At 63.6% G+C, this 23,375-nt stretch carries 26 protein-coding genes and 1 tRNA gene; 17 read left to right on the forward strand and 10 right to left on the reverse strand.

Going from position 1 to position 23,375, the window contains the following annotated elements; genetic code table 11:
• The 4 genes from MK313_RS06495 to MK313_RS06510 all read left to right on the forward strand — a co-directional run.
• Positions 1–1,927, forward strand: a 1,927-nt coding sequence (locus MK313_RS06495) for a thioesterase domain-containing protein (RefSeq protein WP_287780533.1), incomplete at its 5' end; no start/stop codon positions are given.
• 97 nt (positions 1,928–2,024) lie between these two features.
• A complete protein-coding gene (locus tag MK313_RS06500; protein WP_008945423.1) occupies positions 2,025–2,882 on the forward strand; it encodes a prohibitin family protein in 858 nt (285 codons plus the stop codon).
• 5 nt (positions 2,883–2,887) lie between these two features.
• Positions 2,888–4,216: an ABC transporter substrate-binding protein gene (locus MK313_RS06505; RefSeq protein WP_008945422.1), complete on the forward strand. Its 1,329-nt coding sequence runs from the start codon at positions 2,888–2,890 to the stop codon at positions 4,214–4,216.
• Positions 4,213–4,407, forward strand: a complete 195-nt coding sequence (locus tag MK313_RS06510; RefSeq protein WP_008945421.1) for a hypothetical protein — start codon at positions 4,213–4,215, stop codon at positions 4,405–4,407. The genes MK313_RS06505 and MK313_RS06510 overlap by 4 nt, the downstream gene beginning before the upstream one ends.
• A 73-nt stretch (positions 4,408–4,480) precedes the next feature.
• Here the strand turns inward: MK313_RS06510 and MK313_RS06515 are convergent, their stop codons facing one another.
• Positions 4,481–5,059: a YcjF family protein gene (locus MK313_RS06515; protein ID WP_008945420.1), complete on the reverse strand. Its 579-nt coding sequence runs from the start codon at positions 5,057–5,059 to the stop codon at positions 4,481–4,483.
• A 205-nt stretch (positions 5,060–5,264) separates the two neighbouring features.
• Between MK313_RS06515 and MK313_RS06520 the strand changes: the two genes are divergently transcribed.
• The gene (locus tag MK313_RS06520) at positions 5,265–6,236 is read left to right on the forward strand and encodes an acyltransferase domain-containing protein (protein ID WP_287780534.1); all 972 of its coding nucleotides are present in this window, start codon (positions 5,265–5,267) and stop codon (positions 6,234–6,236) included.
• Positions 6,237–6,251: 15 nt separating this feature from the next.
• Here the strand turns inward: MK313_RS06520 and MK313_RS06525 are convergent, their stop codons facing one another.
• Complete coding sequence (locus tag MK313_RS06525) at positions 6,252–6,377, reverse strand: hypothetical protein (RefSeq protein ID WP_272943354.1); 126 nt, start codon at positions 6,375–6,377, stop codon at positions 6,252–6,254.
• Complete coding sequence (locus MK313_RS06530; RefSeq protein WP_287780535.1) at positions 6,374–6,808, reverse strand: hypothetical protein; 435 nt, start codon at positions 6,806–6,808, stop codon at positions 6,374–6,376. The genes MK313_RS06525 and MK313_RS06530 overlap by 4 nt, the downstream gene beginning before the upstream one ends.
• Positions 6,809–6,835: 27 nt before the next feature.
• Here MK313_RS06530 and MK313_RS06535 point away from each other — a divergent pair, with 27 nt between their 5' ends.
• The 7 genes from MK313_RS06535 (at position 6,836) to MK313_RS06565 (ending at position 13,322) form a co-directional block, all read left to right on the forward strand.
• Positions 6,836–7,033 carry a hypothetical protein gene (locus MK313_RS06535; RefSeq protein WP_287780536.1) on the forward strand — a complete coding sequence of 66 codons (198 nt, stop codon included), beginning with the start codon at positions 6,836–6,838 and terminating at the stop codon, positions 7,031–7,033.
• Positions 7,030–8,946, forward strand: coding sequence for an AAA family ATPase (locus tag MK313_RS06540; protein ID WP_287780537.1), 1,917 nt, complete (start codon positions 7,030–7,032; stop codon positions 8,944–8,946). The genes MK313_RS06535 and MK313_RS06540 overlap by 4 nt, the downstream gene beginning before the upstream one ends.
• Positions 8,947–9,565: 619 nt before the next feature.
• On the forward strand, positions 9,566–10,306 hold the full coding sequence (locus tag MK313_RS06545) for a hypothetical protein (RefSeq protein WP_287780538.1): 741 nt from the start codon (positions 9,566–9,568) through the stop codon (positions 10,304–10,306).
• Positions 10,307–10,554: 248 nt separating this feature from the next.
• Complete coding sequence (locus MK313_RS06550) at positions 10,555–11,055, forward strand: hypothetical protein (RefSeq protein WP_287780539.1); 501 nt, start codon at positions 10,555–10,557, stop codon at positions 11,053–11,055.
• Positions 11,048–11,794, forward strand: a complete 747-nt coding sequence (locus MK313_RS06555) for a S49 family peptidase (RefSeq protein ID WP_287780540.1) — start codon at positions 11,048–11,050, stop codon at positions 11,792–11,794. Before MK313_RS06550 ends, MK313_RS06555 begins: the two co-directional genes overlap by 8 nt.
• Positions 11,795–11,808: 14 nt before the next feature.
• Positions 11,809–12,945, forward strand: a complete 1,137-nt coding sequence (locus tag MK313_RS06560; RefSeq protein WP_287780541.1) for a Mu-like prophage major head subunit gpT family protein — start codon at positions 11,809–11,811, stop codon at positions 12,943–12,945.
• A gap of 17 nt (positions 12,946–12,962) precedes the next feature.
• Positions 12,963–13,322: a DUF2190 family protein gene (locus MK313_RS06565; RefSeq protein ID WP_287780542.1), complete on the forward strand. Its 360-nt coding sequence runs from the start codon at positions 12,963–12,965 to the stop codon at positions 13,320–13,322.
• 159 nt (positions 13,323–13,481) lie between these two features.
• On the opposite strand, the gene MK313_RS06570 is transcribed toward MK313_RS06565, so the two are convergent.
• Together MK313_RS06570 and MK313_RS06575 are read right to left on the reverse strand one after the other, a co-directional pair.
• Complete coding sequence (locus MK313_RS06570; RefSeq protein ID WP_287780543.1) at positions 13,482–13,730, reverse strand: hypothetical protein; 249 nt, start codon at positions 13,728–13,730, stop codon at positions 13,482–13,484.
• Positions 13,731–13,766: 36 nt separating this feature from the next.
• Positions 13,767–13,931 carry a hypothetical protein gene (locus tag MK313_RS06575; RefSeq protein WP_287780544.1) on the reverse strand — a complete coding sequence of 55 codons (165 nt, stop codon included), beginning with the start codon at positions 13,929–13,931 and terminating at the stop codon, positions 13,767–13,769.
• A gap of 137 nt (positions 13,932–14,068) precedes the next feature.
• On the opposite strand from MK313_RS06575, the gene MK313_RS06580 reads away from it, so the two are divergent.
• Entirely contained in the window at positions 14,069–14,479 is a 411-nt protein-coding gene (locus MK313_RS06580; RefSeq protein WP_287780545.1) for a hypothetical protein, read from the forward strand.
• Complete coding sequence (locus MK313_RS06585) at positions 14,476–14,844, forward strand: helix-turn-helix domain-containing protein (RefSeq protein WP_287780546.1); 369 nt, start codon at positions 14,476–14,478, stop codon at positions 14,842–14,844. The genes MK313_RS06580 and MK313_RS06585 overlap by 4 nt, the downstream gene beginning before the upstream one ends.
• 1,095 nt (positions 14,845–15,939) lie before the next feature.
• Here the strand turns inward: MK313_RS06585 and MK313_RS06590 are convergent.
• Positions 15,940–16,014, reverse strand: a tRNA-Val gene (locus MK313_RS06590).
• Between the two features lie 193 nt (positions 16,015–16,207).
• On the opposite strand from MK313_RS06590, the gene MK313_RS06595 reads away from it, so the two are divergent.
• The 3 genes from MK313_RS06595 to MK313_RS06605 all read left to right on the forward strand — a co-directional run bounded on the left by MK313_RS06595 (position 16,208) and on the right by MK313_RS06605 (position 19,392).
• A complete protein-coding gene (locus MK313_RS06595) occupies positions 16,208–17,140 on the forward strand; it encodes an N-formylglutamate amidohydrolase (RefSeq protein ID WP_008945417.1) in 933 nt (310 codons plus the stop codon).
• Positions 17,137–17,679 (forward strand): GNAT family N-acetyltransferase, encoded by a 543-nt coding sequence (locus MK313_RS06600; RefSeq protein ID WP_287780547.1) that lies wholly within the window; start codon positions 17,137–17,139, stop codon positions 17,677–17,679. The genes MK313_RS06595 and MK313_RS06600 overlap by 4 nt, the downstream gene beginning before the upstream one ends.
• A gap of 558 nt (positions 17,680–18,237) precedes the next feature.
• Positions 18,238–19,392, forward strand: coding sequence for a PAS domain-containing sensor histidine kinase (locus tag MK313_RS06605; protein WP_287780548.1), 1,155 nt, complete (start codon positions 18,238–18,240; stop codon positions 19,390–19,392).
• 7 nt (positions 19,393–19,399) lie between these two features.
• On the opposite strand, the gene MK313_RS06610 is transcribed toward MK313_RS06605, so the two are convergent.
• The 4 genes from MK313_RS06610 to MK313_RS06625 form a co-directional block, all read right to left on the reverse strand.
• Positions 19,400–20,254, reverse strand: a complete 855-nt coding sequence (locus tag MK313_RS06610) for an FAS1-like dehydratase domain-containing protein (RefSeq protein ID WP_287780549.1) — start codon at positions 20,252–20,254, stop codon at positions 19,400–19,402.
• The gene (locus MK313_RS06615) at positions 20,251–21,369 is read right to left on the reverse strand and encodes a CaiB/BaiF CoA transferase family protein (protein WP_287780550.1); all 1,119 of its coding nucleotides are present in this window, start codon (positions 21,367–21,369) and stop codon (positions 20,251–20,253) included. Before MK313_RS06615 ends, MK313_RS06610 begins: the two co-directional genes overlap by 4 nt.
• A gap of 13 nt (positions 21,370–21,382) precedes the next feature.
• Positions 21,383–22,552 carry an acyl-CoA dehydrogenase family protein gene (locus MK313_RS06620; protein ID WP_287780551.1) on the reverse strand — a complete coding sequence of 390 codons (1,170 nt, stop codon included), beginning with the start codon at positions 22,550–22,552 and terminating at the stop codon, positions 21,383–21,385.
• Between the two features lie 302 nt (positions 22,553–22,854).
• Positions 22,855–23,373: a hypothetical protein gene (locus tag MK313_RS06625; protein WP_287780552.1), complete on the reverse strand. Its 519-nt coding sequence runs from the start codon at positions 23,371–23,373 to the stop codon at positions 22,855–22,857.
• Positions 23,374–23,375 lie beyond the last annotated feature (2 nt).

The raw sequence follows: 23,375 nt of genomic DNA on the forward strand, positions 1-23,375 counted from the left end.
CGATCTGCCGCCGGCCTATCTGCGCGAGGCGCTGCTGGCCTGGGCGGAAGCCGGAGAGACTGTCGAGCCTTCCACGCTGCGGCTGCTGGTCGTCGGCGGCGAGGCCGCACCGCCCGACCTGCCGGCGCTCTGGCGTGCCGGGCCGCTGCGCGGGGCGCGGCTGCTGAACGCCTATGGCCCGACCGAGACCACCGTCACCTGTACGCTGCATGAGGTGCCACGGGATGGCGCGCCTGAAGAGGCGCTGCCGATTGGCCGGCCGCTGCCGGGCACCGAGGCCTATATCCTCGACCCTTCGGGGAATCCGGTGCCGGAAGGGATTGAGGGCGAATTGCATATCGGCGGGCGTCGGCTGGCGCTCGGCTATTTCCGCCAGCCCGACCTTACCGAATCGCGTTTCGTGGAGCGGAAGCTTCCGGGACGGCGCCGTCCCGTGCGGCTGTACCGCACCGGCGACCGCGCCAGCTTCATCCCCGGCCGCGACGGGCTGATCGGTTTCCATGGCCGTATCGACCAGCAGGTGAAGCTGCGCGGCTTCCGCATCGAGCCGGGCGAGATCGAGGCGGCGCTGCGGGCCGGCGGCATGCGCGATGCCGCCGTGGTGGTGCAGGGCACGGGTGCTGCCCAGCGGCTGGTTGCCTATGTCGTCGCCGGCGAAAAGGGGCTGCGCGAGGAGGAACTGCGGCGCTGGCTGGCCGGGCGTCTGCCAACCTACATGGTGCCAGCGGCCTTCATGGCGCTGCCCGCCCTGCCGGTGATGCCGAGCGGCAAGCTGGACCGGGCCGCGCTGCCGGCCCTGCCGGACATCGGAACGCAGCAAGCGGTCATCGGGACGCACGATCCTGTCGAGGCCGACCTCTCCAGTCTGTGGCGCGCCGTGCTGGAGCTGCCGGAGACGATTGCCATCGGCCCCGCCTGCGATTTCTTTGCGCTGGGCGGCCATTCGCTGCTCGCCCTGCGGCTGCAGACCCGCATTCGCCAGCATTTCGGACGCGAGCTGCCGGTGGCGGCGCTGATCGCCACGCCGGTGCTGGCGCATCAGGCGGCACTGTTGCGGGAGCCTGCTGCGGCCCCAGAGACTGCGGGCGGACCGGGGCTGGTGCCGCTGCGGACAGAGGGTGGCAAGCCAGCACTGTTCGTTATCCATCCGGTCGGCGGGTCGGTTGCCTGCTACCGCGATCTTGCGCGGCTGTTGCAGTCGGGCCGGCCGGTGATCGGCATACAGGCCGCCGGTATCGAGCCGGGCGAGCAGCCCTTCGCGGGCGGCCTTCCCGCCATGGCTGGTGCCTATGCCGCGCTGATCCGTAGCCATCAGCCTGACGGGCCCTATCATCTTGCCGGCTGGTCGATGGGCGGGGTGCTGGCCTTCGAGACGGCACGGCAACTGGCGGCGGCGGGCCAGCCGGTGGGGACGGTGACGCTGATCGAGAGTTACACACCGGCCTTGCTGAACAGTTTCGGTGAGCCTTCAGAGGAGCCGCAGGAGGTGCGAGAGGTCCGCGCCTTCGCCCGCGATCTCTTGGGGCTGGCCGATATTCCGCCGTTGCAAGTGGCCGAGGGGCGCGATCCCTTCGCCGCGCTGCTGCTGTCGCCCTGGCTAACGGCGGCGCTGCCCGGCATGGACAGCGGCCAGCTGCGCCGGCTGTTCGCGGTGTTCCGCGCGCATGTCCAGGCGCTGGCCGATTACGAGCCGGCGCCCTATGGCGGCGCGGTCACGGTGCTGGCGGGCAAGGCGGTGCCGGTGGCGGACCAGTCCCGCGGGTGGACGCCGCTGGCGGGTGGCGGTCTCGATCTGCACGCGGTGCCGGGCGATCATTACACGATCCTGCGGCCGCCGGGGCTGGCACGCTGCGCGGCCATCCTGGAGTCTGCCCTGTCGCGCGCCGAGGGTGGCCGCCGCCCGCGGCGCAAGGCGCAGAACGGTTAGGGAGAAGGGCCGATGATCCAGGATCGAGGCTGGCAAGAATCGGAGGGGCAACGCATAATGCCGGGCACCAGGCGCCGAACGGGAGCTGTCGAGCTATATGTCTGACGATATTGAAGAAGACTATATCGAAGAGGCAGACAGCCGCCGCTTCCATCGTCGGACTGTCGCGGCCCTGCTGCTGATCGCGCTGCTGATCGCCAGCGTGCTGCTGTGGAGCCGGATCGTCGTCTCGATCCGCTCCGGTGAGGCCGGCGTGCTCTACCGCTTCTTCAGCGGCACCGAGATGGAGCAGATCTATGATGAAGGCGTGCATCTGCTGTGGCCATGGGACCGCATGTTCATCTACGACATGCGCCTGCAGACCAAGGAGCGGGAATATTCCCTGCTGACCAGCAGCGGCCTGCCGGTGGACCTGAATGTCGCGGTGCGCTACCGCCCGGATATCCGCATGCTGCCGCTGCTGCATGTCGCCGTCGGCCCGGAATATCTGGAGAAGGTGGTATTCCCGGAAACCGAGGCGGTGCTGCGCCGCGCGGTCGGCCAGTACGGGCCGGAGGAGGTCTATACCAGCAAGCGCGGCTTCCTCGAATCCATCGTCGTCAGCAGCCTGTCGAAGGTCGAGAGCCGCTATGTGCTGATCGACGATGTGCTGGTGAAATCGGTCGATCTGCCGGTCCCGGTGCGCGATGCCATCGAGCAGAAGCTTGTGCTGGGCGAGCAGGAGAAGGCCTATCAGTACCGGCTGGCCATCGAACATAAGGAGGCCGAGCGCAAGAAGATCGAGGCCGGCGGCATCCAGGAATATCAGCGCCGGGTGGGCGAGACCCTGACCCAGGACCTGCTGCGCTGGCAGGGCATTCAGGCAACGCGTGAGCTGGCGACCTCGAACAACGCCAAGACGGTGGTCATTGGCGCCGGCAAGGATGGGCTGCCGATCATCCTTGGCGACCGGTAGCGGCAATGCGGCGTGTCGATTCGATAGCCTCCCGTCTGGCGGGCAACTGGGCACTGGTGTCCTGGCTGCTCTCGGCGCTGATCGTTGCCGCGGTGGCCGGCATGGCGGCCTTCCTGTATCTCGGCCCGCAGGGCACGGATACGGCGCTTGCCGGCGAGCGCTTCAAAATCGCCGTGGTTTATCCCGACGACCCCGGCAGCCGTCAGTTCCTGGCGGGTATCCGCCTCGCCGTCGAGCAGGTGAATGCCGGGAACGGGCTGGCCGGCGCCCAGCTCGATGCGGCCTATGTGCCCGAACAGCCCTTCACCGACAGGATGAAGCTGACCAGCGTGGTGGAACGCACGCTGGATCTGGCCGGGCGCATCGTGGCCGACAAGGACACCATGGTGGTCGTGGGGCATGGCTATTCCGCCACGGCGGTGCCGGCCAGCGCCATCTATAACCGCGAGAGGCGGCTGTTCCTGGCCACCCATGCCACGGCGACATCGCTCAGCAACCTGCAATTCACCAATCTTTTCGCCCTGCAGCCGAACAATGCCGATATCGCGCGGGTGATGGCGCATTTCGCCATGTCGCAGGGCATGCGGCGCTTTGTGTTGCTGTCGGACAACAGCGGCTATGGCACGGAGACGACGAAGCAGTTCCAGAGCTTCATCGGCCAGGAGGGCGGGGAGATTCTCTATCGCGGCGCGTTGTCCGCCGAGGGGCGCTCCATCGACGATCTGCTGCTGTTCATCCTGGATAACAACCTGTTCTCGGTGAACGAGATCGATGCGTTCTTCATCGCCACCAACTCGATGGAGGATGCGGGCTATTTCATCCGCCGCGCCCGCACGCTCGGCCTCAGTATCCCGATCTTGGGGCCGGAGAATCTGTTCGCCACCGCGCTGGAGGATGTGGCCGGGCTGGCGAACATGCATGATGTCGCGGCCGTGTCGCTCTATGACGAACAGAGCGACAGCCCGGTCGCGCGGCAATTCCTGGCCGATTTCGAGGCGCGCTATGGCAAGAGGCCTGACCTGCTGGCGGCTATCGGCTATGATGCGATCAAGCTGCTGGATTATATCGTCGATATCACCGGGACGCGCGATACCACCAAGCTGGAGGACAAGCTCAGGGTGATGCGCTACGAGACGCCGTTTGAAGGCGCCACCGGCATGGTATCCTTCGACAGCAACGGGCTGATAACCGACACGGACACCTTTATCGTCTATCATAACGGGAAGAATTTCGAGGCGGTGGCCAAATACCGCAAACCTTTCGCCTGGCACGGGTCTGTTACACCGCCGGACAGCGGCCGGCCATCGGCAATCATCAAGGATTACATGCGATGACCTTCCTCTTCCATCCTGGCTTCCTTGTAACCTGGATCGGCGCGAGCTGGCTGATCGGTATCCTCGGCCGCAACAAGCGCTTCGGCTTCCTGGGGAACTTCCTGATTTCCTTCCTGTTCAGCCCGGTGGTCGGCGTGATCGTCCTGCTGGCCTCCGACGACAAGGTCGGCAAGCGCGCCCGGCTGTTCTGATAGGACCCTTCCGCAACGAAAAACGCCGCCGTCCCGGCCGGGGCGGCGGCGTTTGCGTTCAGAGCCGGCGAGGTCAGGCGGCGGGCGCTTCCTCGAAATCGGCCTCGGCGGAGCGCTTGCGGGCTTCAGCCTTGACCTTGGCGGCCAGCTTCTTGCCCTTCTCGAACTGCTCGTCATAGTAGCTGCGCATGCTCTCGACATCGAAGTCGAAGACCGAGCCGCCCTCCTCGAAATGCTTCAGATAGGCGCGACCGATGGCGTAGGTCGAGCCGCCGGCAATCACCGGCATGGAAACCATGCCCAGCATCCAGCCGATGCCCGGGATCGCCTTGGTCATGCTGATCGCAACCGCAGCACCGACGCCATAGCCAAGCACGCCACCGGCCAGCGCGGTGATGACGTTGCGCACGGCGCTCTCGGAGAAGGGCGTGCCATACAGCTGGGACAGCTTCTGGATCATGCGCAGCTGGATCGCCGTGACGGCGGCGATGTCGAACAGCGGAACCGGCACGATGGCCGCCGCGGTCGAGGCGATCACATAGCTCTTGATCTTGCTCTCGCCGCTGAGCGCGCGTGCCACGCCGTCAGCGCCGGAAACTGCGGCCGTCTTGGTGTCGGCAGCACTGCCGCTGTCGGTGGATTTCGTGGCCATTGGCTCTCTCCCGTTGTTCTCTGCCCGCCATATCTCGCCCACCGCTCAATATTAGCGGATGGATACTCCAGACGGTACCGCTTCGCCGCCGCGATGGAAAGAGGGTAAATGCGGTGTTGGGCGTGTTTCATCAAACCTTTACAGGCAATCGGGCAGGCTGCAGAACAGGGGGCAGGCCAGCAGCGCCTGCAGGGAGTGAGTAAGCATGAGTGAGTCCGCCTCCGCCCGCCCGGTGGTGTTCTGCTTCGCCGGCCAGGGCGCGCAGTACTTCCGCATGGCGGCGGATCTGTACGAGCAGGAGCCGGTGTTCCGCGACTGGATGCGGATTGGCGATGCGCTGTTGCGGGACCGGTTCGGCTATTCGCTGATCGCGGAAATCTATGGGCCGGACCGCCGCATCGGTGACCCGTTCGACCGGCTGGCGGTCAGCCACCCTGCGCTGTTTCTGGTGCAGTATGCGGTGGCGCGGGCGGTGATGCAGCGCGGCCTGCGCCCGGACCTGCTGCTGGGCGTCAGCCTGGGCGAGTTCGTCGCCATGAGTGTCGCCGGCATGCTGCCGTTCGAGGAGGCGTTGCTGCATGTCGCCGATCAGCCGGCCCGGTTCGAGGCAAGCTGCGCGCCCGGTGGCATGGTCGCGGCACTGGCGCCGCCCGCGCTGTGGCGCGAGGAGCCGGAACTGGCGCAGAACAGCGAGATCGCGGGCATCAGTTCCAACGGGCATTTCGTGCTGTCGGCGCCGGCCGGGGCGCTGGAGACGATAGAGGCAACGTTGCGCGCTCGCTCGGTCGCGTTCCAGCGCCTGCCGGTGGGCTTCGCCTTTCATTCCAGATGGATCGATCCGGCGGCGGAGGCCTGCCGCGCCGCCTCGGCCGGGTTGCGGCTCGCGGCACCCTTCTGGCCCTGCTGGTCGAGCTGCCTGGGCGGGCCGCTGGACCCTGCCAAGCTGCCGGCTGACTTCCTGTGGCGTATCGTGCGCGACCCGATGGATTTGCGCGGCTGCTTCACGGCCCTGGAAGAGCAGGGTGGCGCCCGCTACGTCGATCTCAGCCCGTCGGGCACGCTGGCCGCACTGGCGCGGCAGAATATGGGGGCGTCCTCTGCGTCCCAGACCCTTGCGCTGCTGTCGCCCTTCGGCGGCAATATGAAACGGCTGGAGGGGCTGGGGAAGGCGGTCTGAGCGGGGCGTTATTGGTTAATGCGTGCCAGGCCGGTGTTTGTCATTCCGGTCACTGTCGCGTTTCACGATGTACAGCATGATGACGGCCATCAACAGGCCAGCGGCTGGCATGAGCAGCAGCGCCAATGTTTCCTGTGTCATGGCTTCAGCCTCCGCAAAATATCGCGTGCCATAAGATGTATGGCGAAGGCGGCGAGGAAACAACCCGCCGCGATGGCCAGCAGCGACTTGTCGAGTGCTCTGCCGTCATAAAGCCGCGTGAGCATGGGGGCGATGCCGCCAACGGCGAATATGGCAATGGACAGCCCATTCAGCCATGTTGCCGATAGTTTAACCCTCTCATTATGTATCCGGCTCATGCTGGCTTTACCTTGCACAGGCATACACCAGGTTCCGGCGTGGCCGACTCCTGCAGTGCAATGATGACACGGCGGTGCCGTCGGCACCAGATCATCAGCTGAGATTTGGTCTGGAATGGTGGGCGCGACAGGGATTGAACCTGTGACCCCTACGATGTCAAGACGGCGTTGTTCAAAGAAATCAAAGGCATAAGTTAGCAGATCAACTCGCATGCCAACTCCGGTTTTCAAGGGGTTAGGATGACCGTGCGTGCGAGCGGCGTGTTAGACGATTGGGGCGATATTTCCTCCGCTTCGGCAGAGCTGCGGGTTCTTGCGCGCGCTGTCCGAATGCTTGGCGATGGCTATCGCACCGACCCCGAATCCATCGCTATTGCAAAGTCCGAAATCGCGCATCGGCTGGTGAAGCTGGCAATCCGCCTTGAGGGTGCCAGGTGACAGACTTCGCCGCGCTGCTGCCGGACGTGGCCGAACGGCTGTTGGGGCGGCCGAACAAGGCGCTGTCGAACAAGGCCGAGCTGCGCTACGGCACGCACGGCAGCCTGTCGGTGAAGGTCGGCGGGCCGCAAGCCGGCACCTGGCGCGATCATGAATCGGGAACGGGTGGCGGCGTGCTGGACCTGATCATCCGCCAAGGCGCGGCGCGCGACAAGGCCGGCGCGATGGGCTGGATCAGGCAGGAATTTCCCGAGACCGCCCCCGAAGCGTCACCCGCCACCTCACCGCGCGGCAAGCGCGAGATCGTCGCAACCTATGATTACACCGACGAGGCTGGCGAACTGCTGTTTCAGGTGGTGCGCCTCACCCCGAAGGAGTTCCGCCAGCGACGGCCGGATGGCAAGGGCGGCTGGACCTGGAACCTTAAAGACACGCAGCGCCTGCCCTACCGGCTGCCCGAGATGATCGAGGATATCGCCCTCGGGCGGCCGGTCTTCATCGTGGAAGGCGAGAAATCCGCCGACAGGCTGCGCAAGATCAACGTGCCGGCAACGTGCTTTCCCGGCGGTGCCGGCAAGTGGCGCGCCAACTATGCCGAATGGTTCAGCGGCGCGCATGTCGTCGTGCTACCAGACAATGACGATCCGGGGCGGCTGCATGGCGAGGCTGTGGCGCGCGGCCTATACACGGCGGCAGCCAGCGTGAAGCTGCTGAACCTGCCGGATCTGCCGCGCAAAGGTGACGTGGTTGACTGGCTGGATAGTGGCGGCACGGTCGAGGCGCTGAACGCGCTGGTCGAGGCGTCGGCGGAATACCGGCCGGATATCAAGACGCGGCTGCCTTTCATCTGGTTCGGCGAGGAAGACAAACAGCCGCCCTTGAGCTGGCTGGTGAAGGGCGCGCTGCCGAATGGCGGCTTCAGCGTGATCTATGGCGCGCCGGGCAGCAGCAAGAGTTTCCTGACGCTGGACCTGGCGCTGTCTGTCGCGCATGGGCGGGACTGGTTCGGCCATCGAGTGACGGCCGGGACGGTGCTGTATGTCGCGGGCGAAGGTGCAACCGGCATGATGCAGCGCATGGCGGCGTGGCGGCAGGAGAAGGCGGGCGATCCTGCCATACCCTTCGCGCTGATCCCGCGCCAGCTCAATCTGTTCGATGACGATGACGATACCGACATGCTGCTGGCCGATATCGCGCAGCAGGCGCAGCGGCTGGGTGAGCCCGTCCGGCTGATCGTCTTCGATACACTGTCCCGCATGATCGGCACCGGCGACGAGGACCGGGCGGCGGAAGTCAGCCAGGTGGTGCAGCGGTGCGCGCGGCTTCAGACGGAGACCGGCGCGCATGTGCTGATCGTCCATCATTCCGGCAAGGATCAGGCGCGCGGCATGCGCGGCAGCAACGCGCTGCTGGCGGCGGCCGATGCGACTGTTGAGGTCAAGCAGTTCGACAGCGGACTGTGCGAGGCGAAGTTTACCAAGGTGAAGGACGGAGCGGGGATAGAGGCTATCCGGTACGAGCTTCGGCAATCGGTTCTCGGCCAGGACGAGGATGGCGAGGATATCGCCTCCTGTGTCGTGACGGCCACGGATGCGAGCCAGGGCTTCGGGACGGCGAAGAAGACCAGGCTATCCGATACCGAACGCATCGCCCTCGATGCGTTGAAACAGGCCATCGATGAGGGCGGCGAAGCATCGCCGGGTGGTCATGTGCCGGCAGGGGTCCGAGTGGTTCTTGCCGATCACTGGAGGCGCTATGCGGATCTGAAGGGGCTTTCTGATTCGGACAAGCCGAACACAAAACGGCAGGCCTTCCTTCGCGTCCGCAATAAGCTCCAGTCGCGCGGAATCATTGGCATCTGGAATGAGAGCGTCTGGATTGTCCGTGAGCCGCGTGACGGTGACAGGGGATGATGTGTCACGCCTGTCACGCTTTGGAGCCTTCGGGGCGTGACATTCCGTAGCTGTGACGTCTGCCCTAATCGAGGCTTCTGGTGGAGCATTCGGCTAAGGATATCAGCAGGCGGCGGGCTTATGAAAACCCACCGATTCCAACGATTTGACGATGGTTGCGGCGGTGCCCTGACATGGTTGAAGCGAAGCGCTACAGGGCGTGACATGTCACTCCTTTGTCACGGCATGTCACGGGGGAAGGTGACAGGTGACAATCCCCCTAAAGGGGGTTGTCACTCTGTCACCGCTTACGCCCCGTGCCGGCTGTCGTCTCGTCGGCTGTCGTGCCCGTCCGGATCAGGCCGGCAAGGGCTGGAAATTTGATCGCCCTTAGGCTTTGCAGAAGATTGGCGAGGGCTCAATGGGTCCTTCCCTGCCCAAATCCGTATACGGGCAGCTTTAGCGCATGAGTTCGCCAGTTTGAGAGCCTTACGAAAAGGCTAAAGTCAGCGCAAGTCAGACTAAATTCAGCAAGTCAATGCAATGGGTTAAAAAAAATTACTAACACGCATTATAAATCTGTTTGACTCACATTTATCTTCCGTGAATGCTTGTGAAGCGATCAACGGAGGATTTTGAAATGATCGATGCAGCCATGCGGAACCGGGTGCTTGGGGCGACTTTTACGCCTGCCGAGATGGACATCATCCTGCACAACCGCAACTTCACCAATCTGCGGTCTGTGATCAGTCGCCCGACCAAGAGCACTGTGCCGACAGCACGAGGTGCCTTGCTGCTGCCGCAGGAAGCCGGACGGGGTAAGCGAGGCGAAGTCTACACCTTCGCTCACGCAATCGAATTCGCCTTGCACTACGACATTCCGGGCACACGAGAAGAAGTGCTCACCCTTATCTATCTGGCGTTCCAGGAGATGGCTGGACCGACGCGTTTCATCCGCAGCCTGAATAAGCTGCCGGAAAAGGAGCGGCAGGACATCATGTCCAAATGTCGGGCAATCGGCCGCACCGACGACCCCTGCGAGCTTGGCGCTCTCACGGTTGCTCCCGAGATTGCTTTCAGTCCGGAATTTATCTCTCGCGATCCTGCGCACCCAACCTTCTGGGTGATGCGCTACCGAGGGGATGGCCGGTTTTCGGGCTTCTGCTGGATCGATGATGGGGCTGGCTATTCTCTGGCTGCTGCTGCCGGTGATATAGCCGAACGCATGGCGATGCCTGCATCGGAGCCAGATCATAAGGCGTTGATTCGTCGTGAAGCGCGGTGCCCGTTCATCCTTAACGTCACCGAACTGATTCTCGATCTGGAGAGTATGTGCGCCAAGGTTCTTGCCTGGCGCGATCTACACGGCAGTGCCGGCTGATGCGCGGCAATCTCCATACTGATTCGCTCCGGCCGTGCATCGCCGATGGCCGGCAGCGACCCTGCGAGGGAGGCGATCTGGTGCCCCTCGCAGGGACCCTTTCTAATCGGCAGGGGGCCGCCATGTCAGCGGGTTACTGCCGACCCCTCGCCCTGGTCGAGCTGCGCGACCTAGGCGAGGGGGGCTTTTCGCGGCTGCTGCCGTCCGTACTGCGCCGCCCCACTTTCTGGCTGTAGGAGGATCTGCACATGAGCCTGCTAAAGCGCTTCCTGAATATCGGCCTGGCATCCCAGCCGATCCGTTCTGGTGCCGGGTTCCCTGAAGACGATGATCCTGCTGCCCACACCGACGATGAAGAGGCCACGGCGGACAATCCCGAAGATGATGAATCTCTGGAAGGCGGAGACGAGGCAGGCGACGGCGATGAACAGGATAAGGAAGAAGCCGACGGCCGCTCCAAGTCCAGGGGCGAGCGGGCGCGCATCGCGGCCATCCTGAACAGTGAGGAAGCCACGGGCCGGGAGAAACTGGCCCGGTTCCTGGCATTCGAGACCGACTCAGCGCCAGGCGATGCACATGCCATTCTGGCCGCCGCGCCGAAGGCCAGCCCCGGCACCGGTTTGGATGCCCGCATGGCTGCAATCCCCCAGCCGGATATCGGTCGCGGTGGTGGTTCACATGATGGTCTTCCGCGCGGCGGCAGTGTCGAGGCGCGCGCCGCACGCATCCTGGAGGGCTACCGTGGCTGAGCGCGATACCCTTGCCGCGTTCGCGGACAGGCCGTTGCTGCTGGCACCGGCCGGCACGCGCGATCTGTTGACTCGCCCAACCGAGCGTATCGCGAGCGCCTTGGAAATAAGCCCTGAAGGGCTGGCCGTTATCGGCATATCGGGCCCGCTCGTTACCCGGCAGAACTGGTGGCGTGGCTATGACGCTATCGAGGCCGAGCTGCAGGCGGCGCTGTCCGCGCCGGAAGTCCGGGAAATTGTGCTGCACCTCGATACGCCGGGCGGAATGGCAAACGCTTTCGACCTGGCCGATCAGATCTACGCGGCCCGAGGATCCAAGCCGATGACCGCGCTGGTCGATGAAATGGCATTGTCAGCCGGGTATCTGCTGGCTTCGGCCTGCGACAGGGTGATTCTGGGCCGCACCGGCAGTGTCGGTTCGGTTGGCGTCATCACCATGCATGTCGACCAAAGTCGGATGCTCGATAAGGCTGGCCTTGTCGTCAGCGAGATCATCGCCGGCCTGCGCAAGGCCGATCTTTCCCCTTTCCAGCCGCTTTCCGACGCGGCGCGCGAACGCCTTCAGGCCGAGGTTGACCGCCTCTATGCCCTGCTGGTGGAGACGGTCGCGCGCAATCGCGGGCTGTCGACAAAATCCGTCCGCGACCAGCAGGCGGGCGTTTTTCATGGTCCCACGGCCATCGCAGCTGGCCTTGCGGATGATCTTTTCAGCTTCAAGGGCGGCCATCGCGCCGCGTAGCAAGGGAGCATCCTATGTCAGTTGCTGTCACCAAACCGAAACCCTCGCCGTCTTCGCGGCTGGCCGGCGCGGCACGTCCCAATATCCGCATCCTGCGCCCTGACGGTATGCCCCGTCCCGCCACGGCTACCGAGGGGCTAAGCCGGCCCTCCAGGACCGGCCTGCTTGCCGAGGCGGCGAACTGTCTGAGTTCCGCTGGCGTGACGGTGCCAACCGCACGATTGCTGGACGATCCGGCGGGCGTCTTCATGGAGGCTGTCACGCATGGCAGCAGCGACTTCGCAGCCGTGCTTGGCACCGTCTACTGGACGCAGGTGGTCGAACAGTCGAAAATGCTGCCGGCCTGGATTCGCGTCGTCGGCAAGAAGGTGGACGCGCCGGACTTCCGGGAGATCGCGCATATTCGTCTGGGCGATATGGAGCTGAAGAAGCTCAACGAGACCGGCGAGATCGAGCAAGTCTCGATCCCTGAGGGCGGCGAGCGGTGGAAGCTGGAAACCTACGCCGCGATTTTCACCCTCTCCCGGCAGCTCATGACCAACGATATCGACGGGGCGATCATCCGTGCCGCCGGCAATAACGGTCGCACCATCGGCAAGCTGGAAGCGAAGGTGGCGACTGACGTTCTGACCCAGAATGCCGGGCTTGGCCCGATGATGGCCGATGGGAAGACCTGTTTCCACGCGGATCACGGCAACATTGGTGACGAGCTGCTAGACGTCGAAGGCCTCGACGCCGGGCGGAAGCGGATGCGCCAACAGAAGGCGCTGGACGGCGAGACGCCGTTGAACGCGCCGCCGAAGTTCCTGTTGGTACCCTCTGCGCTGGAAACCAAGGCCGAACAGGTGCTTGCCGAACTGCAGCCGGCCAAGGTCGAAGACACCAACCCGTTTTCGCAGAAGCTGGACCTGGTGGTGGAGCCGCGCCTAGATGCGGTCAGTGAAACCGCCTGGTACCTGCTGGCCGACCAGATGGCCGTGGAATCGGTCATCTACGGCAATCTGCGCAGCGCGCAGGGGCCGATGGTCGAGTTGCGCCCGGCCTGGGAACAGGATGGCCTCGGCATCCGCGTCATCTATGACTTCGCCGCGGCCATCACCGACCATCAGGGCGTCTATCGCTCGTCCGGCGATGCCGGCGGCGGCGAATAATCGGGAGGGTTGGCAAGATGAAGAACTATATCCGTACCGGCAACACGATGCCGATTGTCGCCCCGCTGGGCGGCGTGGAGACCGGCCAGCCGGTACTGGTCGGGGATATCGTCGGCGTGGCTGCTGTGGCTGCTCAGGAGGGGGCTGCGACCGAGGTACATATCGAGGGCGTGTTTGATCTGCCGAAGGTGGCCGACGACATCGACCAGGGCGCGCTGGTGTACTTCGACGCAACGGCCGGCAATTTCACCACGGACCCGGCCGACAATGCGCCGGCCGGTATTGCTTTCCGTGCCGCTGTGGCGCTGGACGGGACGGTGCAGGTGAAGCTTACCCCCGGCGCAGGGTTCCGCGTCGAGCTTACCGAAGCACCATAAGGTAACGGATCGAAGGAACACGGGAAGGCGGTGAGGACGGTGCGCGGCTCACCGTGAAGTCCTGCGGGGTGCTTTCCCGTGCCGGGGCCTGAGCAACCCCGGCGGTCTTTTCCCCCGCAGGACAAGCCGAAATCTCTAAAGTTTACTTACTTTGATTTCTTAGCGCTGAAAAAATGGCTGTCCTTGCCCTGCAGATGTTGTGAAGCCAGTTAGGATTTCCCTGGTCCATGAAAGTACTTCCAGGTCTTCAGTCCCAAATTCATGCCTTTTTCTGGCATAGGCCTCATCTAGACGTTTTAAGAAACGTTCCTGGAAACTTGGGTCTGTCTCATTCATCGTTGTTACGATGCATGCCGCTAACAGGGATACAGCCTGTCGGCCATCGGAAGGAATTTCCTTATCACTCATTGGGAGGGCTCCATAGTTTTAGCTTCGGACGTATTTTTATTTTTGAAATGGTTGTTCTAAATATTTGTTCTTTCGTAGCCATTCTACGAGGATTTTTTCAATCATTGATGACGTGGAGCGTAGGTCGTCTTTTGCCGCTTTCTCTACTGCGGCTTTTACCTCAGGTTCTACGCGGAAGCCGAGTGGATGGGTTTTTGCCATGTTGCACAATCTCATACAATGTAGTTGATTTTTGCAAACATTGTATGAGAAAGTTGGGGATGCTGCAACGAGCAGCGGCCCGCCGTGGTGTTGGAGCACCAGCGACGGGCCTAACCCCAGGCAAGAGGAGAACACTCATGCCCGAAGCTGGCTTGCACTCTATCCGCATCCCCGTCGAGCTGCCAGACGATGCGCACAAGCGTTCGGCACTGCTGAACCTTATCGAGAACATCGACATCATTGAAACGCCGGCCGGCCCCTGGCTGCTGTTGCCGGCGCATCCCGTCCTGATCGATAAGCTTGCCTGCCTGCTGACCGAGGACGAATGGCCGGAAGACGATGATCCTGCAGAGGACGATGATCCGGACGAAATGAATGGCGATGAGATGGAGGAAAGCGAGCCGGGAGACGACACGGCCTATTGCTCGTTGCGATGGAAGCAGCAACAGGCGCTCAATTTCGGACGTCATGTCGACCGTGCACCGGAAGATGACCGGCCCGGGATGTTGCCTATAGAGTTCGCCATTCCTTTAAGGCCGGTCATATGAGTGGCGGACCAATCGATCTGCCAAGGCTACTGACCGAGCGGGAGGCGGCGGAGGCGCTGGGCGTGTCTGTCTACACCATCCAGCGCCTGCGGAAGCAGGGGGAAATCCGATTCAAGCGCCTCGGCGGCCGCTGGAAGACGCGGGCGGATTGGTTGAAGGAATATCTCGACCGGGAGGACAATCAATGTCTGGAAAGCGAGAGGAAGACCGTGGCGGAGACCGTCCCGGCGAGATCGCTGGTCACTGGCTCAGCCGGCGGCACAATTCACCCCACTGGTGCGCCACCTGGTTCGATTCGCAATCCCGACAGACAATCCGCCGCAGCCTCGGCACGCCTGATCTTCGGATCGCGGAAGGCCGGTTAGCCGAGTTTGTCGCCAAGCGTATCCAGCCGGAAAACGAGCGGCCGGAGGATATCGCCCTGGCGACGGTCTTCGTCCGCTACTGGGAGGCGCATGCGCAGCATCGGCCGAGTGCCGACCAGGCTCGGCATGCCTTGAGGGAATGGAACGACCATTTCGGGGAGGCTGTGGCGGCTGACGTTAAGCCGCGCACTGTCCGGGAGTTCGTCACGGCCTTGTCCGCGCGCGGGCTGTCAGGCGGCTATATCAAGCGCATTCTGTCTGTTGGCAAGGCCGCATTGAACTGGGCTTACAGGGAGGGCGAGCTTCAGGCGCCGCCTTTCGTGGACCTGTCCCTGGCGCAGGCCGGAGAGCCGAGGGAACGCTATGTGACCCTTGAGGAAATGGCCTGGCTATTTCGGGCCGCTACCGTCCCTCATGTGCGCCTCTATCTGCTGCTGGCTTGCGGCACGGCAGCCCGACCGAAGGCGATTCTCGACCTGGGGCGCGACCAGGTGGATACCGAGCTGGGGTTGCTGCGCCTCAATCCGTCCGGCCGGGCGCAGAACAGGAAGCGCCGTCCGACGCTACCGCTTTGTCCGACCTTGCGGACCCTCGTGGAACAGCTACCCGCTGGCCCGCTCGTGCATTGGAAAGGGCAGCCTCTGCTGCGCACGAAGATGATGTTCGAGCGCTTGCGTCTCCGTGCCGCGAATCTGCTGCGCGATGACGCGGCGGCCAAGGTGCGGGCGCTGCGGGGTGAAGGGAAGCGATCGGCGGCGATGGCGCTGGCGATCGACGTGCAGCGCCGATCGCGGGCCATGCTGGATATCACCGCCTATGCGATCCGCCACACGATGGCGATGGATCTGCGCCGGCGCGGTGTGTCGGTGTGGGAGGTCGCTGGCTGGCTAGGTCATTCGTCCGGCTATAGGACAACCGAAATTTATGCGAAGGCCGGTCCGGACCATCTGGCGGCGGCCGTGGCGGCAACCGAGTCGTATTTTCAGGACCTGCGGAAGCTGGCCGGCGGCGATCTGGCTGGGCCGGTTACTGCTGGTTTGCGTGTGGATGGTGTGCGAGTTGACTTTGCTAATGTGCCGCAAGTCATTGATGGAATGGTGGGCGCGACAGGGATTGAACCTGTGACCCCTACGATGTCAACGTAGTGCTCTCCCGCTGAGCTACGCGCCCATTCCATGCGGCGTTCAGGGCGAAAACGGGGTGTCTCCTGAACGGAGCGAAGCGTTTAGCATCGCCGCGCCGCCAAGGCAAGCCCGACGAACGTCGTTCCGCGCGGTTTTTCAGGCCGGCCTGTCGCGGGCCTTGCAGACCACCGGAAGCTGGCTGATGACAGGTCAGTGCGCCCGCCCTATCATCCTTCGCGATGACAAGAGACACGGCTTTTCCCGATCATCCCGGCGATAACAGCCTCGCGGCGGAAATCGCACCGGCCTTCGAGGTGCTGCGCCCGGCGGCGGGTCAGCGACTGCCTTTGGTATTCGCCTCCCCGCACAGCGGCAGCGTCTATCCGGAGTCGCTGAAGGCGGCATCCCGGCTGACCGACCATGCGCTGCGCAAGTCGGAGGATTGCTTCGTCGATGAGATCGTCGCGGCCGCCCCCGGCCTCGGCGCGCCGCTGATCCGCGCGCTGTTTCCGCGCGTCTATGTCGATCCCAACCGCGAGCCGTTCGAGCTGGACCCGGCAATGTTTGAGGGCCAGCTGCCGGACTATGCCAATGTGCGCTCGCCGCGGGTGGCGGCTGGGCTGGGCACCATCGCGCGCATCGTTGCCGATGGCGAGCCGATCTATCGGGAAAAGCTGCCGGTGGCGGAGGCGATGCGCCGCATCTCCACCTGCTATCGCCCCTATCACGCCGCCCTGGCCGCGCTGATCGAGGAGACGCGGCGGCGTTTCGGCTTCGCCATCCTGGTCGATTGCCATTCCATGCCCTCCACTGGCCTGTCGCCGATCGGCAGCGGCCGTGGCTCGCAGAAGAACGGCCGCATCGACACGGTGCTGGGCGATTGCTTCGGCACGGCCTGCTCGCCGGCGGTCACCGAACGCTGCGAGGCGCTGCTGAGCGGCCTTGGCTATTCGGTGGTGCGCAACCATCCCTATGCCGGCGGCTACACCACGCGCCATTACGGCCGCCCGCGCGAGGGCGTGCATGCCATCCAGATCGAGATCAACCGCGCGCTCTACATGGACGAGCGGACGCTGGAGCGCAAAGCCCACCTGGCAGTGCTGGCGGATCAGATGCGCCAGCTGATTGTCGGTCTGGGAGACATCAACCTGAACCTGCTGGCCGCCGAATGAACCTCGACACCATTGTGGTCCGCGACGCGCGCGAGGCCGATATTCCTGCCATCCGCGCCATCTATGCCCATCACGTCCAGCACGGGCTGGCCAGCTTCGAGGAGACGCCGCCGGACGAGGCGGAGATGCTGCGCCGCTTCCGCACGCTGAAGGAGGGTGGCTTTCCCTACCTAGCGGCCGAGTTGGCCGGCGATCTCGTCGGCTATTCCTACGCCGGCCAGTACCGGCCGCGCCCGGCCTACCGCTATTCGGTCGAGGATTCGGTCTATGTCCGCGACGGCATGGCGGGCAAGGGGGTGGGGCGCGCGCTGCTGACGGCGCTGCTGGCGCGCTGCACGGATATGGGCTTCCGCCAGATGATCGCGATCATCGGCGACAGCGGCAATCACGGCTCCATTGGGCTGCATCAGGCGCTGGGCTTCAAGAATGTGGGCACCATCCGCTCTGTCGGCTTCAAGCATGGCCGCTGGGTGGACAGCGTGCTGCTGCAGCGCGCGCTGGGCGAGGGCGATACGAGCCTGCCGTCATCCCGTTCCTGAGGCCCGTTTCTGATCCCGTTTCCGGGTATCTTTTCGCAGGCGCAAAAAAATGGGCCGTGCGGCTGCACGGCCCAAGTTTAGGGAGGAAACGCCCAAAAGTGCGTACGACAGAGGACAAGGTCATGTCGCACTGCAAAATATGATCCTCGACTTTCGGCTTGTCAACGCATTCTCGCGTTAAAAAAGATAAGAAAATCAGAGATTCTTTAATCTGTAATCCTATGAAAGAATTAACTGTGCGTTGCAGCATAATCGGTCGCCTGGTAGCAGCTGGCCGTAATCTTCGGTCGTGCCGGCCGAGGGAATAGGAGCTGGCAGCATGGGCACTGTCAGAATCCCGGTGGTGGTTATCCTCTTGCATATGCTATTTTACTGAAGTGCCGGTTCGCCCGGTGCAAGCCAAGGACGATCAAGAAACGGGCCCGCAAAATCGACGGCGTCCGCTCCCTCGAAAAGAACAGTTTCAATGGGTCTTGCGGTCCCGCTCAGCCGCGCGGGATTGCCTGGATATGGGGATAGGCGGTGACGGAAAACGGCAGTCAGGCACCTGCGGAAGCCATGCGGGCGGAGCTTATCGAGCAGGCGCTTGAGGCCTCGGACGTTGCGGTCGTCATCTATGATGCGGCGGACCGGATGGTCGTCTGCAACCAGGCCTTCCGCAATTTCTACCCGGACTGGTCGCCGCATTTCCGGACTGGCCGGCTGCGGCTGGATATCTTGCGCGACTGCCTTGTCGCCGGGCTGATCCCACCGAAGGATGAGGTGTCGGGCGAGGCCTGGATCGCCCGGCTGGTGCTGGAGCGCCAGCCGCCCTGGAGCAATCCGGAGCAGCAGCTGGCCGACGGGCGCTGGCTGCGCGGCGAGCTGAAGCAGCTGGCGGATGGCGGCATCCTCGTCACCCAGGTGGACATCACCGCGGACAAGCAACGCGAGATGACCCTGCTGCTGCAGCGCAGCGAGGCGGAGCGGGCCGAGCGCAGCAAGACCGAATTCCTGTCCAACATGACGCATGAGCTGCGCACGCCGCTGAACGCCATCCTGGGCTTTTCCGAACTCATCATGGGCGAGGTGAACGGGCCGCTGGGCGACCCGCGCTACCGGACCTATGCCGCCAGTATCCGTGAAAGCGGGGAGTATCTGCTGTCGATCATCAACGATTTGCTCGACATGGCGAAGTTCAATGCCGGCCGTACCCAGCTGGTCGAGGCGCGGGTCGATATCGCCGGCATCGTCGCGGCGGTGGCGCGCATGGTCGATGGGCGGGCCCGCAATGGCGGGGTTGCGTTCCAGGCCGCGCTGGAGCCGCCGGTGCCTGACCTGCTGGCCGACGAACGGCAGCTGAAGCAGATGCTGCTGAACCTGGCCTCGAACGCGGTGAAGTTCACGCCTTCCGGCGGTGAGGTGCAGATCACCGGCACGATGACGGAAGAGGGCGGCTATGCCCTCAGCGTGCGCGATACCGGCATTGGCATGACGGAGGCGGACATCCCGGTCGCGTTGTCGCCGTTCGGGCAGATCGATTCGCCGCTGGCGCGCGGCCATCACGGCACCGGGCTTGGCCTGCCGCTTGTGAAATCGATGATCGAGGCGCATGGCGGAAGGCTGCTGCTGTCCAGCCGCCCCGGCAAGGGCACCACAGCGACCCTGCTGTTCCCGGCGCGCCGCGTGCTGACCGACCGCGCCGCCCCCGCTGGCGAACAGACAGCGAAGTAGCGTTTCCTTATCCGAACTGTGCCGTGGCCTGCATGCCGAGGTAATTGCCCGGCCCGGCGATCCACAGATCGGCGCCGCCGTCTTTTGGCGTGCCGTTCACATGGAAGGGGGCGGTGTCGAACACCGGGCTCATGCCGCGGAAGGAAAAGCCGGTCAGGCGCTTCTCCGGCGCCTCGCGGCGCACCAGGTCGAGCAGCAGCGTCGCCATCAGCGGGCCATGCACGATCAGGCCGGGATAGCCTTCCACCTGCGTGACATAGGGGTGGTCGTAATGGATGCGGTGGCCGTTGAAGGTCAGCGCGGAATAGCGGAACAGCAGCGGCGGCGTCGGTACCACCTCGCGCGACCACACGGCCTCGGCGGCCGGTGGCGCGGCGGGCGGCTGCTTCGCCTTTTCCGCCTCGCTGGGCCAGCCGCGATAGACGATATCGTGCTCCTCGACGATGGCTACGCCCTCGGCCCCGGCGATCTCATGCTTCACCGTGACGAACACCAGCGGCCCGGTGCGGCCCTCCTTCACGGCGACCGACATCACCTCGGAGGTGCGGGTGGCCCGTTCGCCGATGGCCAGCTTCTTGAGGAACTGTAGCCGTCCGCCGGCCCACATGCGGCGCGGCAGCTCGACCGGCGGCAGGAAGCCGCCGCGTTGCGGATGGCCATCCTCACCCAGCTGGCTGGTGCGTGCCGCCTCGTGGAAGAAGATCCAGTGCGCGCCGGGCGGCAGCGGGTCGCCTTCCTTCGGCTTTTCGTCCTCGCGGTCCAGCGTGGCGTTCCAGGCATGCACGGCCCAGGCGGCGAGGCGTTCATTCACCTCCTGGCGCTTGCCGATCCAGCCCTGCAGCTTCTCTGCGTCAATGCTCATGCGGCGAATTCCTTGCGGATGGCCTCGCTGTGCTGGCCGATGGCGGGCACGGGCTTCAGGCCGGGTGTCATGCCATCCACGATGGCGGCGGGGGCGACGATCTCGACCGCTCCTTCCGGCGTCTCCACCGGGACGAGGCGCAGCGCCGGATGGCCCACAAGATCGGCAACGCTGTTGACCGAGGCGAAGGCGATCTTCGCCGCCTTCAGCTTTTCGACCACCTGTGCGCGCGGCAGCGTCCTGAACACGGCCTCAATGGCGTCGCTCAGCGCCGGGCGGTTGGCGCAGCGCGCGACGTTGGTGGAAAAGCGTTCATCGGTGGCGAGGGAGGGCTGGCCCAGCACCTCGGCGCAGAGCCGCGCCCATTCGCGCTCGTTCTGGATCGCCAGCATCACCTGCCCGTCGGCGCAGGCGTAGGCGCCATAGGGCTGGATGGTGGCATGGCCGAGGCCGATGCGCGCCGGCGCCTTGCCGCCATAGGCATATTGCAGGTAGGGCACGTTCATCCAGTCGGCCAGCCCGTCGAACAGCGAGACCTTGATGGCGCTGCCCTGGCCCGTCGTGCCGCGTTTGATGAGGGCTTCCAGCACGGCGGCATAGGCATTCATGCCGGCGCCGATATCGCCGACCGACACGCCGACCCGGGCCATGCCCTCCGGCGTGCCGGTGACCGAGCACAGCCCGCTTTCCGCCTGCACCAGCAGGTCATAGGCCTTCATCTCGGCCAGCGGGCCTTCCTCGCCATAGCCGCTGATATCGACGGTGATCAGCGACGGATGGCGCTGGCGCAACTGCTCCGCGCCGATGCCGGCGCGCGTGGTGGCCCCGGGGGCGAGGTTCTGCACGAACACGTCGGCCTTCGCGATCAGCCGTTCCAGCAGCGCCTTGTCGTCCAGGTTCTTGATATCGAGCGTCAGGGATTCCTTGCCGCGGTTTAGCCAGACGAAATAGCTCGCCTGGCCCTTCACCGCATCGTCATAGCCGCGCGCGAAATCGCCCTCGGCGCGTTCGATCTTGATCACCCGCGCGCCAGCATCGGCCAGCTTTGCGGTGCAGAGCGGGGCGGCGACGGCCTGTTCCAGCGCCACCACCAGCAATCCGTCCAGTGCGCCCATTACAGTGCGCCCATCAGTAAGAGCGCGGCAGGCCGAGCACATGCTCGGACAGATAGGCATAGATCAGGTTGGTGGAGATCGGCGCGATCTGGTACAGGCGCGTCTCGCGGAACTTGCGCTCCACGTCGTACTCCTCCGCGAAGCCGAAGCCGCCATGCGTCTGCAGGCACATGTCGGCCGCTGCCCAGGAGGCGTCGGCGGCCAGCAGCTTCGCCATGTTGGCTTCCTTGCCGCAGGGAATCTTGCCGTCATACATCTGCGCCGCGCGCTCGACCATCAGCGCGGCGGCTTCCGATTGTGCATAGGCCTTGGCGATCGGGAACTGGATGCCCTGATTCTGGCCGATCGGGCGGCCGAACACCTTGCGCTCGGTGGCGTATTCGGTGGCCTTGGCGATGAACCAGCGGGCATCGCCGATACATTCGGCGGCGATCAGGATGCGCTCCGCATTCATGCCGTCGAGGATGTAGCGGAAGCCCTTGCCCTCCTCGCCGATGAGGTTCTCCGCCGGCACTTCCAGATCGTCCAGGAAGATTTCCGTGGTGGCATGGTTCAGCATGGTGCGGATCGGGCGGATGGTCAGCCCCTTGCCCAGCGCCTTCTTCATATCGACCAGGAAGACCGACAGGCCTTCGGTCTTCATCGTCACCTGGTCCTTCGGCGTGGTGCGGGCCAGCAGGATCATCAGGTCGGAATGTTCGGCGCGGCTGGTCCAGACCTTCTGGCCGTTCACGATGTATTTGTCGCCCTCGCGCACCGCCGCGGTGCGGATCGAGGTGGTGTCGGTGCCCGCCGTCGGCTCGGTCACGCCGAAGGCCTGCAGCCGCAGCTCGCCGGTGGCGATCTTCGGCAGATACTGCTTCTTCTGCGCCTCGTTGCCGTGCCGCAGCAGCGTGCCCATCGTGTACATCTGCGCGTGGCAGGCAGCGCCGTTGCAGCCGGCCTTCTGGATTTCCTCCAGGATCGCCGCCGCTGCCTCAATGCCCAGGCCGCTGCCGCCATATTCCTCCGGGATCAGCACGGAGAGGTAGCCGGCCTCGGTCAGCGCCTGCACGAACTCGGTCGGATAGGCGCGCTCGCGGTCCTTCTCGCGCCAGTATTCGCCGGGATAGTTGGCGCAGAGCTGGCGCACGGCCTCGCGGATCTCGGGGAAGCTCTCTTGCGTGGAGGGTGTGGCGGACATGGGGGCGTTTCCTCTTTATCGGGCTTTGTCGGACAAATAGGCCGCCCGCACGATAAGGAAACGCTGTTGCCATGCAATATGAAACCGCCTTCCGCGCCGTTCCGGGGGCGGGCCATGCGCCGAAGGCATGGCGGGGAGACTCTTTTTTGTCATTGCCGGGCTTGACCCGGCAATCCAGGGGCGGTGCCCTGCCTGAATCGCTTCGGCTTGTGGCCCCTGGACCCCCGGGTCAAGCCCGGGGGTGACAAAGTAGGATGATTCCTGAGGGTATTTGATTTTAGAAATGTATAGTTTTATACGATTCAAGATATTACTGGAATTCCAGTAATATATGGAGGAATTCCATTTTCTCTATATAAAGCCGCGTTCTTCAAATTTTTGAGAACGGTGTCATTTTCCTTATTTTCGTGAAACCAGGCCTCTACTGCAGCAATGATATCGGCGCAAAAAATTGTCAGGTCAATATTTATGGCGTCATTTATTATGTTGTTATGAAAAATATTCCCTCTTCCATCGGGAAGGGTGAAGATGATTCTCGAAAACCCTGCTTTCCGATGAGAAAGTGTTGATGTATGAGCAATTCCGCATCTTATATAATATAAATCCCCGCCTTTGAGTTTTGGGTATTTTTTCTTAATATATCTGTTAAAGAAATTATTGTACAATTCTTCACTTCTATTTGATTCTGGAGTTTGTTGCTCAAGCCTGGAGCAAATTTCCGGTAAAGATAGTGCGACGGCGATGGCGGAGTAGTATAATTTCTCTTCGACGGCGGTCTTAATTTCATTTAGGATTCGTTCTATTGGTGCCATATCGCTCATTT

The sequence above is a fragment of the Oceanibaculum sp. genome (assembly GCF_022449305.1).
Lineage (GTDB): Bacteria > Pseudomonadota > Alphaproteobacteria > Oceanibaculales > Oceanibaculaceae > Oceanibaculum > Oceanibaculum indicum.